The organism is Oxobacter pfennigii (assembly GCF_001317355.1).
GTDB lineage: Bacteria > Bacillota > Clostridia > Clostridiales > Oxobacteraceae > Oxobacter > Oxobacter pfennigii.
Genome location: NZ_LKET01000032.1, coordinates 454231 through 468255, shown reverse-complemented (window position 1 = coordinate 468255; position 14025 = coordinate 454231). Strand labels below are relative to the sequence as shown.

The 14025-nt window shown below is 39.5% G+C and carries 12 protein-coding genes; 9 read left to right on the top strand and 3 right to left on the bottom strand.

Annotated features, from left to right (window positions below; all coding sequences use genetic code 11):
• Positions 1–60: 60 nt before the first annotated feature.
• From OXPF_RS12390 to OXPF_RS12375, 4 genes are all read left to right on the top strand, one after another.
• On the top strand, positions 61–1248 hold the full coding sequence (locus OXPF_RS12390) for an MFS transporter (protein WP_054875518.1): 1188 nt from the start codon (positions 61–63) through the stop codon (positions 1246–1248).
• Positions 1249–1275: 27 nt separating this feature from the next.
• The gene (locus OXPF_RS12385) at positions 1276–2637 is read left to right on the top strand and encodes a uroporphyrinogen decarboxylase family protein (RefSeq protein WP_054875517.1); all 1362 of its coding nucleotides are present in this window, start codon (positions 1276–1278) and stop codon (positions 2635–2637) included.
• Positions 2638–2754: 117 nt separating this feature from the next.
• Positions 2755–4083, top strand: coding sequence for a PucR family transcriptional regulator (locus OXPF_RS12380; protein WP_054875516.1), 1329 nt, complete (start codon positions 2755–2757; stop codon positions 4081–4083).
• A gap of 111 nt (positions 4084–4194) precedes the next feature.
• Positions 4195–4833, top strand: coding sequence for a cobalamin B12-binding domain-containing protein (locus OXPF_RS12375; protein ID WP_054875515.1), 639 nt, complete (start codon positions 4195–4197; stop codon positions 4831–4833).
• A 311-nt stretch (positions 4834–5144) separates the two neighbouring features.
• Here the strand turns inward: OXPF_RS12375 and OXPF_RS12370 are convergent, their stop codons facing one another.
• From OXPF_RS12370 to rsxC, 3 genes are all read right to left on the bottom strand, one after another.
• Positions 5145–6026 carry a methylenetetrahydrofolate reductase gene (locus OXPF_RS12370; RefSeq protein ID WP_054875514.1) on the bottom strand — a complete coding sequence of 294 codons (882 nt, stop codon included), beginning with the start codon at positions 6024–6026 and terminating at the stop codon, positions 5145–5147.
• Between the two features lie 70 nt (positions 6027–6096).
• Positions 6097–6726 carry a methylenetetrahydrofolate reductase C-terminal domain-containing protein gene (locus OXPF_RS12365; protein WP_054875513.1) on the bottom strand — a complete coding sequence of 210 codons (630 nt, stop codon included), beginning with the start codon at positions 6724–6726 and terminating at the stop codon, positions 6097–6099.
• A 1-nt stretch (position 6727) separates the two neighbouring features.
• Positions 6728–8692, bottom strand: coding sequence for an electron transport complex subunit RsxC (gene rsxC, locus OXPF_RS12360; RefSeq protein WP_083479902.1), 1965 nt, complete (start codon positions 8690–8692; stop codon positions 6728–6730).
• Positions 8693–9317: 625 nt separating this feature from the next.
• Here rsxC and OXPF_RS12355 point away from each other — a divergent pair.
• The 5 genes from OXPF_RS12355 to OXPF_RS12335 all read left to right on the top strand — a co-directional run bounded on the left by OXPF_RS12355 (position 9318) and on the right by OXPF_RS12335 (position 13985).
• On the top strand, positions 9318–10187 hold the full coding sequence (locus OXPF_RS12355) for a CPBP family intramembrane glutamic endopeptidase (RefSeq protein WP_054875512.1): 870 nt from the start codon (positions 9318–9320) through the stop codon (positions 10185–10187).
• A gap of 103 nt (positions 10188–10290) precedes the next feature.
• A complete protein-coding gene (locus OXPF_RS12350; RefSeq protein WP_054875511.1) occupies positions 10291–10947 on the top strand; it encodes a hypothetical protein in 657 nt (218 codons plus the stop codon).
• A gap of 84 nt (positions 10948–11031) precedes the next feature.
• Positions 11032–11715, top strand: a complete 684-nt coding sequence (locus tag OXPF_RS12345) for a GNAT family N-acetyltransferase (protein ID WP_083479900.1) — start codon at positions 11032–11034, stop codon at positions 11713–11715.
• A 207-nt stretch (positions 11716–11922) separates the two neighbouring features.
• Entirely contained in the window at positions 11923–12501 is a 579-nt protein-coding gene (locus OXPF_RS12340; RefSeq protein ID WP_054875510.1) for a TetR/AcrR family transcriptional regulator, read from the top strand.
• Positions 12501–13985: a phytoene desaturase family protein gene (locus OXPF_RS12335; RefSeq protein ID WP_054875509.1), complete on the top strand. Its 1485-nt coding sequence runs from the start codon at positions 12501–12503 to the stop codon at positions 13983–13985. Before OXPF_RS12340 ends, OXPF_RS12335 begins: the two co-directional genes overlap by 1 nt.
• The last annotated feature ends 40 nt before the right edge of the window (positions 13986–14025 follow it).

The window sequence follows — 14025 nt, the reverse complement described above, 5'->3', positions numbered from 1 at the left end:
AATTTTACATGAAATATAAGTTATGGGTTAAATGTAAAAATAAATCTAAGGAGGAGAAACATGGAAAAGAAAAACGTCATGACTAAAGTCGCACTGCTATTTAGCGGAAGTACTTACAACATCAACGTTGTTGTATTTGGAGTTGCGATTGGTGCAATTTCAACAAATTTTAGTGCAACATCAACACAGCTTTCACAGATTACAAACCTTCCGGCCCTCTTCATGATTCCTGCAGTTTTAATCAGTGCTAAACTCGCCGAGAAATTCAGTAAGAAAGACATTCTTGTTGTAGCATGGATCCTGTTTATGGCAAGCGGTTTTGTAGCTTCAGCATCAACCTCAATTGAGATGTTGTTAGTTTCAAGAGCTTTTACAGGTTTTGCAATTGGTTTAATATCATCAATCCCCAGAGCAATGATTGCTCAGCTTTATCCTCAGGAAATCGGACAGCTCAATGGTTTTCAGACTTCATGCACAGCAGCAGTCAGCTTTATAAGTTCCCTGGTTGCAGGTGGGCTTGCTGCAATAAGTTGGAAATATCCAATTTACCTCTTCTTCTTGGGTATAGTCTTCCTCGTACTAATTCTAATATTTATTCCGAGAGTACCTGCTGAAAAGAAGGAATATGCTGAAGAAAAGAAAGAAAAGAAGCCATTCGGTGCTATGGTATGGTTAACAGTTCTTTCCGGTACATTTATGTTTATGCTCTTCGTCCCTATTCAAACAAAACTTACCTTGGTTATCCTAAAAGGTGGATTTGGTGATAGTGTTGTAGCAGGATATGCAAGAGCATTCTTAACTATTGGCTCAGTTGTTGGTGGTATTTTCTTTGCTGCACTTGCAAAGAAAAACAAAAAAGCAGTGCTTATCCTTGCGCTGACCCTTGCGACAGTCAGCTACTACTTTTTATCAACAACAGCAAATTTATATGTTCTCTTTGGTTCAATTCTCATATCCGGTATGTCGACGCTCGGTATGACTCTTCCCTGGTTTGGGTCAACAATTGCCCAGTCTGTTGATAGGTCAAGAGTTACAATGTTACTTTCAACATACACCATTTTAAATTATCTTAGCCAGTTCTTAACAACATATATTGTAGCCGGTATGGAAAAAATTGCTGGTAACAGCAATCCGACAACAGCTCTTTTTGGAGTAACCATTTGTTTGCTTATTAGCCTGATTGTAGTTATAGCTATATTTTATATCGTGCCTAAAAAAAGCACAGCAACTACAGGAGTTTCAAATTAAATTTTAATTATTTAGGAGGAATAACTTATGACAAGTATAGCTGAAGAAAGAAAGCAGATATTTACCGATTTGTACAATGGGATTATTCCTAAGAGAGTGCCCATAAGCATCGGTATGGGCACTGAAGTATATGTAGAAAAGGCAGGCCTTCCTGTCGGTAAAACAGCTTGGACACATGAAGGATTGGAACAAGCTGCCGATGATTTCGTTAAGGACTTAAGAGTCGATACATTTCCAGGAGACTCAGTAAGACCTATATCATACTCGGAAATATCAGGCAGCCGGATGTGGAAAATGGGCTCTAACGGATTCATGCAGCATCCTGAATCAGTATTTATTGAACCGGATGATTATGATAAAATTAAAGCAGCCCCATGGGATTATGTCCTTGAGACTTTAATACCTACCATATGTGAAAAGATGGGGGATGACCCTGTTACACGTGCACTTACATTGCATACAGCATTAGCTGCCCGAGGAAATGATGTGGGCGCATTCGGAATGGTAGCTGGAAAGCTTTCAGCAAAGTATGGATTCTTTGCTGTGCCTCCTAATCAGCAGGCTTTCTGTCTTCACCCATTGGATTTTATCGCCAGCAGAGGGAGAGGCTTTACCGGTATTAGTAAAGATATGCGCAGATATCCGGAAAAGGTTTTTGAAGCAGCCGAGTCATTTCTTCCATTGTTTGTGATTAATGCACTTCCGGATGTAATAACACCAATGGGTGCCACAACAATGACATGCCACATGCCGACATTCATGCGTACAAAGGATTTTGAAAAGTATTATTATCCAACAATGTCTAAACTCATTCATGCAACGGCAGAAGCTGGCCAGGCATTCAGTGTGTTCTGTGAAGATAACTGGGACAGGTACATGGATCACCTTCAGGACTTGCCTCAAGGAACAAGATTGCAGTTTGAATATGGCGATCCACAGCTTATAAAGGATAAATTGGGTAAAAAATTCATAATTAATGGACTTTATCCGTCGGTGCTTCTTAAGACAGGTACAAAACAACAGTGCATTGATAAGGCAAAAGAACTTCTTGATGTTATGGCCCCCGGCGGAAATTATATATTTAACTTCGATAAATCACCTACCACTCTAAGCAGCACAAATCCCGAGAATCTTAAGGCGGTCATTGACTATGTTGCCGATAATGGGGCTTATAGCAATGCAGGAGAAAAAACGTGGACTGAAAACCGAGAGGATACAATTCACAAAGTAAAGCACACAATACCAAAGTTTGAATCAAAATACTTTACTGATGCTGAAAAATATCTTAGAAGTTGTTCTTATCCCATTAAGGAACTGGAACCAACAATTGCTAAAATCATTGAGAAGCAAAACATAAAAACCATAAAAGAAATTCTTAGAATGATGTAATAATTTATTACCGATAACATTTCTTAAATATAAAAGTGAATTAAGCCCTTAGGCTTCAAAAATACATTGAAGCCTAAGGCTTACTATAAGAATATAAAAACAAAGTGGGTTATTAAAATGTATGTAGTTAAAATTGATGATGAGCTTACCAAAGAAGAGCATTATGAACTTTCTGAAAAGCTGAATGAGCTTTTGGAGGCTACGTATTCTCAAAGAGGACTGAAACAAATTGTTGCAACAGGGTTTGAAATACTTAAAAATCCATTTTTTATATGCGACCTCTATTTTAATATACTTGATTACACCGACTGTGAAATTGATGAAGAAAGATTAAAATGGAAAGGTATCACTCAAAATGTAATGGATTATAATAGCTTAATGCGTTTGAAAGAAGAGGGTGCTTTCATTCAGGTTTACAGTCAAAATGAACCTGTTGTACACAATTATGCTTTTAATAAGATGCGTTCGATAGCTATGCGGTTGGAGATTAAAGGAAAAGTTGCAGGCCATATCGTCATATATGAATATTTTAAATCTTTTACAAAAGTTGATTATCAGTTTATAAAATATATGGCAGGTGCTATTTCCAATGAGTTGATGAAGGACAGCTCTTACAGTCATGCGGTGACCGACGTTTTTGATTCTTATTTAATGTCATTGCTTAATGAGAGCCTTCCAGCGGATTCATCATATAAAGACGGTAAAATGCTGTATTATGATTTGAAATTTAAGAGGAACCTTTGTGTTTTAGTCATGCAAACAGACACATCAACCTCAAAAAGCTTTTCACTATATTATCTGAAGGAAAGACTTTCTGAGCTTATTTATAATTCAAAGATGGTAGTATATAATAACCGCATTATTGTTTTCATCGAAAATGATAATCAAGAAATGTTAACTAAAAATACTTACATAAAACTAAGGAAATTCATTGAAAGCAATTACATCTATTCCGGAATGAGTAACGTTTTTCATGATATAACAATCATGAAAAAACATTATTATCAATCTTTAGCTGCTATCAGATTCGGACAAAAGTATGAGCATAAGTACAAAATTTACGAATATAAAGAATACTATCTGTACGATATGTTCTATGTAATTGAAGAACATGATGAGCTTTTACATTACTGTGACCCTAAACTTCTTGAATTGATTGAATATGATGAAAAAAATGGAACAAATTATGCTGAAAGTCTTTATACTTATATAAGTTCAGGAATGGACATAGCACAATCTGCAGTTATTTTGAATATTCATAGGAACTCTTTAAGCTATAGAATAAAAAGGATTGAAGAAATTATGTCATTGGATCTAAAAGAAGCTAAATTAGGGTTTAATTTATATTTGTCTTTTCAAATGCTTGCATATTGTGAAAAATATCCTTTTAAAGTGAAGGAATATGTTAACTTCGATCTTAAAAGAAAGGAACAACTGGGCAGATAAAGACAAATAATGTTATTTTCGCTTTATGCTTCAAAAAATTAATAAATTTCAACTATAACATTGCTATGTAGTAATAAAATTCAAATAAAAAATAATAGGAGGAATTAAATTATGGTAGATTTAAAAGTATTAACAGCGGCAGTAGGAGAACTGGATGAAGAAAAGGTTCTTGAAATGCTCAATGATTTTGTAGCCACAAAACCTACGGAAGAAGAAGCGCAAAAGGTTGTTGCCGCCTGCCAGAGCGGTATGGCAATAGTAGGAGACCTCTATGAAAAAGGTGAGTACTTTGTCGGAGACCTGATTTTTGCAGGAGAATTATTAACCAATGCAATTAATACCTTAAAGCCTGTTTTAGGAAATTCAGGCAGCGCGGGAGTAGGCACAATAGTACTTGGAACTGTCGCCGGCGACCTGCATGATATAGGGAAGAATATATTTAAGAGTATGTCAGAAGCTGCAGGTTTCAATGTAATAGATTTAGGAATAGACCAGCCAGCCAGCGCATTTGTTGAAAAAGTAAAGGAAGTAAAACCTGTTGTTGTAGGGATGAGCGGTGTATTGACTTTAGCTCTTGAAGCTATGAAGGATACAGTTGATGCACTAAAAGAAGCAGGTTTAAGGGACAGTGTAAAAGTAATTATAGGAGGAAACCCTGTTACAAAAGAAGCCTGTGACCAGATAGGCGCGGATGCCTTTACAACTAACGCTGCAGAAGGCGTAAAGATATGCCAGGGTTGGGTTAAATAGCATATTAGTTAAATAAAAAAGTTACCATAATAATCATTATATAAATAGACCCCGGATAAAGCTGCTGGTATGTATCGGCAGCTTTGTTCTATAGCGTTTTTAATATAAAAAATAATGAAGCAATGTCTCAGAAAATAAACACTACCTTCTTTATGTTGTTTAGATCAGGCTGTTGATGAAATGCCCTTTTCATAATAAATGAATTATGAACAAAATCGGGGCAAAAGCACTTTTACCCCGATTTTTTCCTATATTTACAGAAGATATTAAAACCTAAAAGAATATTTTACCGATTTCTTTCTGAAACAAGATTATATTCCGGCTTGGGCTAGAATATCCGGCACCTTTGACTCCCAGCCTAAGGCCATGATATGTACGCCCTGACAGTACTGCTTGCATTCTTTAATTAAACGCGCAGAAATTTCAACACCAGTAATGCCGGCCTTGGTTTTTTCCTTATCTTTCTTCAATTCTTCAATCATTTCTTGCGGAACATTGATACCAGCGACATTATCGTTCATGTACTTCGCCATTCCTGCATTTTTCGGAATTACAATTCCAAGCATGACCGGCACGCCGAATTGTTTGGCTTTTTCCATAAACTTAATGAATTTTTCAGGTTCATAAACTGCCTGAGTCTGAAAATATTCCGCTCCGGCTTTAACTTTCCGTTCCATTTTTGCCAGCTGAACGTCAACAGAATCACTGCAGGCTGAGACAACAGCTCCTTTGGCAAATTTGGGAGGTTCTCCTTCAAGGGCGTTTCCGGCGAGGTCTTCGCCCTGTTCCAGTTTTTTAACCATGTGAATTAACGACACAGAATCCAAATCAAAAACAGGTTTTGCCTGCGGATTGTCACCCATCCTGGTATGGTCGCCGGTCAGCAGCAATAAATTCTCAATACCAAGCATTGCTGCGCTTAAAATATCTGACTGCAGCGCAATACGGTTTCGGTCCCGGCAGGTTAATTGAAATATCGGGGTTAAACCTTTATCTTTTAAAGCCTTGCATGTTGCCAAAGAACCAAGGCGCATAACAGATGACTGGTTGTCAGTCACGTTAACCGCCGTCACCCTATCTTTTAAATAGGTCTCCACCTCGTGCAGCAAATGTTCAATATGAAACCCTTTTGGGGGACCCACTTCGCAAGTAACTACAAACTCCCCACGTTGAAATAGCTCAGTAAGTTTCATTTCTTATCGCTCCTTATCATAATTTCTTTATCTAAAAATACAGCAAATATGAGCCCAATACTAAATTTTATCAGTCTACTTTCGGTGGATCTGCGTCAGGATTCCAAAATTTACGTACTTTCGCCGGATAGTTTAACGTATCCAACCGATCCATCTTTTCAAGCTTCCTGTAAATTCGTTCCCACCCGCAATCCATATCTTTGTCGACTTCGCATTTGCCGTTTTTCGAGCCGCCGCACTGCCCGTTGATTAAACTTTTCGAGCATGCGGTAATTGGGCAGATTCCGCCTGTGTAATTCAGGTAACATTCCCCGCACTGTCCGCAGGCGAATTCCAATGGAGTAACTCCCTGGAAGCCGGGTAACGGATAGGTATCGCAACCTGAATACACTTTTTTATCCTCTAAATATTCTGCGACAGTTTGTACTCCGACACCGCAGGAAAATACCATCACTATGTCGGAGGCGTTGATTTTAGCCATGTACTTTTGAAGCTGTAAACGTAAATTGTCGGGATTGCATATATAATCTCTTGTTATAACTTCCATTATGTTCCCAGTAGCTGACAGCTCCTTTTGCAATTCTGCGGCTTCATGTTCAGGGAAACAGACTTCTTTGCATCCATGACAATTTATGATAACGGTTTTCCCTTTTATAAGCGTGTCAATGGTATCTTTTGATTTAAGTTGGGTAATTAACATCTCATTTACCCTCCCTTACAGCTTTTTTCCCGGTTTTTATCATGTCTGTGATTGGAAGTTTTGACGAGCAAATACTTTCGCAACACCTGCATTCGATACAATCCATAACATTTTGTTCTTTCATGCCTTCCCAGTTCTCTGCACCTGCATATTTTGTAAAATACAACGGGCGAAGCTCCATGGGACAGACATCAGCACAACGGCCGCATTTGATGCATGATGCCGGTTCTGTGACAATGGTCTCAACGGCAATGATGCCGTTAGTGCCCTTTATTACCGGCACTTCTATATTATTAAGTTCGAAGCCCATCATCGGCCCCCCCATTTTAATTGTGACATCATCACCTGTCACACCGCCGCAGTAGTCGATAATTTCTTTTACAGAAGTGCCGATTTTTACAATGTAATTTCCCGGCTTGTTCATTCTTTCGCCGGTTACCGTCACAACACGCTCAATTAACGGCATACCCTTTTGGATTGCATCGGAGATGGCTTTGACAGTGCTGATATTACTGACAATTGCACCAACATCAAGGGGCAAACCTCCTCGTGGTACTGTACGTCCTAAAACCCGTTTTATCAGCATCTTTTCCGCGCCTTGCGGGTACTTTGTTTTTGCAACGACCACCTCGATATTTGAAATATCTGCAGTTTTTGACTGGAGCACTTCAATGGCATCAGGTTTATTGTCTTCAACTGCTATAATGCCCTTTGCTGCACCTGATGCTTTGAGCAATGCCTTCAAACCAAAAATCACGTCATCTGCAAATTCCACCATCACCCGGTGGTCTGCAGTCAGCAGCGGCTCACATTCACAGCCGTTTAAAAGGACAGTATCAACCGGCTTCGGTGCTTTAATCTTAACAGCTGTTGGGAAGCCTGCGCCGCCCATCCCGACAATTCCTTTCTCACGGACAATGTCGATAATCTCCTCAGGTGAAAGGCTCTCCAGAGTTCCAGCCGGTTTGACGGATTGGTGTAATGTGTTTTTTCCATCAGATTGAATGACGATAGATAAGATATTAATGCCGGAAACAGGATGTAACCGGGGCTCAACTGCTGTCACTGTACCGCTGACGCTGGCATGTATAGTACTACTGACAACGCCTTTAGCTTCACCAATTTTTTGACCGACCTTAACATGCTGCCCAACTTCCACAACCGGATCTGCCGGCGCGCCCGCGTGCTGTGATAACGGAATGACGACAGTAGTGGGAACCGGGAAATTCACCAAAGAAAGGTGTTCACTGAACTCTTTGCGCTCAGAGGGGTGAATCCCGCCGTAATAGCCCTCAAAGCGCTTCTCTCGGATGGATTTGACGTATTCGTTGATAAACTTGAAACTTACTTTTGAATAGTCACGGATTTGTACCGGCTGGCCTAATAAATCTGCAACCCGCCCTTGTTTTTCCATTTTGTGATATATTTTTTCCCAGGCGCAATCTTTATTTTTATCCACTTCGCATTTGCCATTCTTCGCTCCGCCGCATTGCCCGTTGACCAAGCTCTTTGAGCAGTCAACAATGGGACAAACACCGCCGGTAATGTTTAAATAACACTGACCGCATGCATCGCAGCGAATTGTTGTCAGCGCCATTCCGTGGTGTCCCGTATAGGAAATCGAATCGCTTGCGGCGTAAACCGGCAGCTCAGCTAAGTCAGCAACCGTCTGTATGCCTAAACCGCAGGAAATAACAAACACATTTTCCGTATCCGCCGGCAATATAGATTGAAGCTGCTTCGCTGTCGTCATTTTGTTGCACAAAAAATCAATCTTCGTGCGACCAACGAGAGTTTTTCCCTGTTCACCAGTGATCTCCTCAAATTTTCTGCATTCAGGTTCATCAGCAATTTCGAATTCCTTGAAGCATTTGTTGCAGGCAATGACAAACAGGTTATCCTTATTATCCAGAAACGGGACTAACTCTTCCTTTCTTTTTAACTTAAACTTGGTATAATCCTCCAATTCATTCTCCCCCCTAACTTGTACATTAGATTAACAAGATATTTATTTTCGAAATTTTTGAGAACTACACAGATGAAAACAGAAAAACCAAAGGTTATAGAAAAGATTATGAGAAAATATGTTAAAATTATAACATAAAATGCTGTTGTTTTATAGTCAGATTTAATGAAAAACGGGAAAATCTTGAGTACTATAGATACCTATCCGATTGTTGTAGCATTAAATTTTATAAAAGTTTAGAGAGATAAAAGAGGCCATTTGGTAACGAGACAAAACTCATTATTTTTTGTGAGATAACCTTTAAAATTGTTAAATAATAAGCAATAGTAACTGGTATGGAGTTTAAGATAATTTAATATGAATTTGATACTAAATAGGGGACATCTGAGTCTTTTTAGATTCGCAGATGCCCTTTATTTATTTAATTTTAAATGTCACAGTTTTAATACTTTTGTTATAATAGCTTTTCTGATACTCTAATTGTAGGTAAATACTTTAAGCATTAATGGGAAGCTGCCGATTGAAAACTTTGAACCCTCTTTTTCATTACTATTTGTGCCGCCGCTATTAAATAAGGTGCTGTATTAAGGCAAAATATTAGAATTCGATGTGATAGGAGTGTAAAATGGAAGAAAATAAATCGTATAATCCGGTAAAATACATTATAATAATTTATATTATCTGCTTTGTGTTCAGGACAATTGAATACTTTTCCCTTCGTACGGATCAATCTATTTTCGGCGAGGCGTTTATACATAAATTAGCTGGCATCCTTATCCTTGCATTGGCATTACGGTATTTTTCCTTCAAGTGGTCAGAAATAGGTTTTACAGCCAGAGCGGCAGGGTGGTATGTAATATATGGCCTGCTGCTTGGTGCGGCCGTGTTCGTTATCGCCTATGGAGTTGAGTTTTTGATACAGCTTTCAGCAGGTAACAGCCCTTCATTGCAGTTCTATGTTACCAGCTATGCCATTGAGGGGAATCAGGGAAGGCAATTAAGCCCGTTGTTTTTTACTTTTTGCGTTATTGGAAACATCATCAATGTGATGATGGAAGAAGGTGTCTTCCGAGGCTTATTCATCCGGCTTGCAGAAACAAGATATTCATTTTTAAAAGCAGTTATTTTATCCTCGATACTTTTTGGAATCTGGCATATTGCCGCTCCAGTGCGCAGTCTGATGGACGGAGAAATGAGCGCAGCCGGAGCGGTCATATATTCGTTTATATATATTCTCACAGCCGGCCTGGCTGGTGCAAAGTTCTGTTTGCTGACGAAAATCACCGGTTCGCTTTGGATGCCTATGGCAGACCACTTTCTAAACAACACGATCATCAATATTTTGCATGTTGTTACGGTTTCCGGTGCAGATGAATTGCAATTTATCCGTATTTCGATAGCCCAGACCATATCTTTTCTGACCGTCCTTTTTATTTATTGGAAAAGCGGGGCAGGCAAAAAGATTACATTTCGTAAGGGTTATGCTTCCCATTAAACATGCCGGTCTAAATACTTTGAACACCAGGTTATCGTATTTTAGGTTGGAAATTGTGGATAACCATCTTAATATAAAATAAATTAGATAGGAGAAATAGCTTATGACAAAGAAATTTTTTAATCCAGGCTGTGCTTTAAGTATTTATAAGCCTGAAATGGAAAATAAAATTTTAAAGTTTTTAAATGAAAATTACGGAGAGGTACAGTTGCACAAAATATGCTGCCACCATGATCCACAGCTTGAGGAAGGCTCATTGATTATCAATGTATGCGCCGGCTGTGACAGGCGTTTTCGAAGCTTATATGAGGGAATATCAACAGTTTCTATATGGGAAGTACTTGATGGTTTGGATACATTTGCATATCCTGACTATAAAGGCTTGAAGATGTCGGTACATGATGCCTGTCCTGTGCGTGAAAAACCCCAGGTGCATCAAGCTGTACGCAATCTTTTAGGCAAGATGAACATTAATGTTGTGGAAACTGAATTCTACGGTACACGTTCCATATGCTGCGGAGATGATTTTTATCCGAAGCTTCCCATTGAACAGGTTCACCAGCAAATGAAAAAACGAGCGGATTCCATGCCTTGCGATGAGGTTTGCGTATACTGCGTTTCTTGTATCAAATCAATGTACATTGGCGGCAAAACACCAAGGCATTTGATGGACCTTTTAATGGGTGAAATAACCGAGCCGCAGATATACGATACCGTGCAATGGCATAATCAATTGAAAGAGTATATTGATGAGCATTAAGAATAAAGTTCATGTACCATGCAGGTAAGTATAAGACCGTTTCAAATATATATTTGCGAGGCGAAAATATTGAAGGAGTATTTTATGGAAACGGAACGTATAAGGTTCTCTAAATGGACAGATGATGATTTTTCATTGGCTGTACAGCTATGGGGAAAAGAAGATGTCACACGATATATTTGTGCAAGCGGTAAATTTACAGAACAGGATATACAAAAGCGTTTAAATTTTGAAATCAGCAATCAAAAACAATTTAATGTACAGTATTGGCCTATATTTGGGACCCCGGTAGATGAGTTAATAGGTTGTTGCGGCTTACGACCCTTCAAATCAGAAGAAAATTCATATGAAATAGGTTTTCATCTTCGTAAAAAATTTTGGGGACAAGGGTATGCTTTTGAAGCTGCTGCTTCAGTCATAAAATATGGCTTTACAATAATAAAAGCAGATAAGCTTTTTGCAGGACATCATCCTCAAAATATGAGCTCTAAAAAGCTGTTGCTTCGCTTAGGCTTCAAGTATATTGGAGATAATTTTTATGAACCGACAGGTTTATATCATCCCTCGTATGAAATGTGCAACTGCAGCGGTAATGCTAGATGGGTTACAGATGGTAAATTTTATACTTCATCTGGTGTATCGGCAGGTATGGATATGGCACTGGAGTTTATTGCAGAAAGATTCGGAATAGACAGAACCAATGAAATCGCAGATGGTATTGAATATAATTGGAATAAGGATAAAAATAATGATCCATTTGCACGGTAATAATCACCTGGCTGAGATACTCTGTTTTTTATCCACTCTTAATGAGAATTTATCATTTTTCTCGTTAAGAGTGGATTGTATTTTGTGGGAGAAGATCTCAGGTAGATTGTACAGTTTTTTACTCATCAGCCATCTCAAAAAATATTTACAAATCTCGATTAGATTTATATGATATTGAATATATATTCAATGAATGGAGATTCAATAATGGGTATTCGTGAAGAACAAAAGGAAAAACGACGGGATGAAATACTGAATGCCGGTCTGGATTTGTTTATACGAAAAGGCTATTCCGCCACAAAAATAAGCGATATTGCACGGCAGGTGGGAATGAGCGTCGGATTGCTGTTTCATTATTTCGATTCCAAGGAAAAGCTGTATGAAGAACTGATAACCTTGGGTATTTCAGGACCTATGAGTGTTATGGCCCCTACGGAGAAAGAGCCCCTTGCTTTCTTTGAAGATGCTTCAAGGCAGATTTTTAATTATATTCAGGCCGAACCCTTTACAGCAAAAATGTTTGTGCTGATGAGCCAGGCCTTTTATAACGAAGCAGCTCCCGACTGCGTCAAAGAGATGCTCGCTGGTTTTGACATTTATAAACCGACAGCTGCTCTGATTGCTAAAGGCCAGAAATGCGGTACCATACGAAGCGGCGATCCTTACGCCCTTTCAATCGCTTTTTGGTGTGCGGTTCAAGGCATTGCTGAAGGCATTGCCCTTAACCCAAGTTTACCGCGTCCTGACAGTGACTGGATTGTTGATATAATAAGGAGGAAAGATTGATGAAAAAGGTTATTATTATCGGTGCCGGTATTGCCGGACTGACAGCTGGTGTATATGCCCGCCAAAGCGGTTTTGATGTGACGATTTATGAAGCCCATTCCATTCCGGGCGGTGCGTCCACAAGCTGGAAAAGGAAAGGGTATCTATTTGAAGGCGGCATGCACTGGCTGACAGGTTCTTCTCCGAAAACCGCTCTCCATAAGCTTTGGCGTGAAATCGGCGCATTGGATGACAGCACCGCCGTTTACAACCGCGACCCGTTTTTTGTTTTCGAGCATGAAGGAAAGGCAGCTTTTTTGTACCGGGATATTGATAAGCTGCAAGCTCATCTTACCGAGCTGTCACCGGAGGATAAGAAGGAAATTATCCGCCTTTGCAGGGATTTGAAAAAGTTTATGAAAATAGATATGCCCATTACCGATATTAAAGGCGTAAAGGTTAAAGAAAAGTCTGCCATACCAGTATCAGTACTGATTTCTATGCTTCCCGCATTTTTCAGGATGTCTTTTTATAGCAATCAAACGGCAAAGGAATATGCAATGCGGTATAAAAGTCCTTTGCTGCAGGGGTTGTTCAGAAGTGTCGTCGGCGATGATAATACTGCCATAGCCATGGTGTTTACAATGTCGACGCTTGCAAATGGCGACGGTGGGTACCCCGCAGGCGGTTCTCTTGCCATGGCGGGCCGGATAGCAAAAAGGTTTGAAACTTTAGGCGGTGTGATAAAATACAATAGTAAAGTTGAAAAGGTTATAATTAAAAAAGGCGTTGCTACAGGTATTGTTTTTAACGGTGAGGAATTTTCCGCAGATGCGGTTGTCATCACACAAGATACGCTGGCTGCCATTGATACTCTGTTTGACAAGCCCCTTAAAGAAACCTGGGCGGATAAAATGCGTACTGAAACAAAGCCCATGTTGAATACCTTTATTTGCTTAGGCATCAAAGAGGACCTAGCCGGTATTCATGAGAGTATTGCCTTCACAAGTGATACGCCCTTTACCTGTGCCGGAGAAGAAATCAAGGAAGTCGGGATCAATAATTATGCGGGTTACGAAGGCTATGCTCCAAATGGATGCACTGCCGTCACTTCTGCTGTTGTTGGCGACAGCTATGAATGGTGGAAAGAGCGGAAAATAAATGGCACCTATGAAGCCGAAAAGCAAAGGCTTTCAGAAAGCTTCATTGATGTTTTGGCTAAAAAATATCCTCAGACTGCCGGAAAGGTAGAAGTGTGGGACGTCGCCACTCCCTTGACTTATGAACGCTACCTGCACTCTTACAAAGGTTCATGGATGTCAATTATGAGTAAAGGTGAAAAAATGCAATCCTATCCCTCAAAGCCTGAAAGTATATCCAATCTTTATTTTGCGGGGCACCGGCTTATGATTCCCGGCGGCCTGCCCATCGCCGCTGAAACAGGACGAAAAGCGGTGCAGTATCTGTGCAAGGATACCGATATGATGTTCCGTGGAAATGCTTAGAATAACAAAAGGGACTAATAACTTTCCAATAACTGAAGCC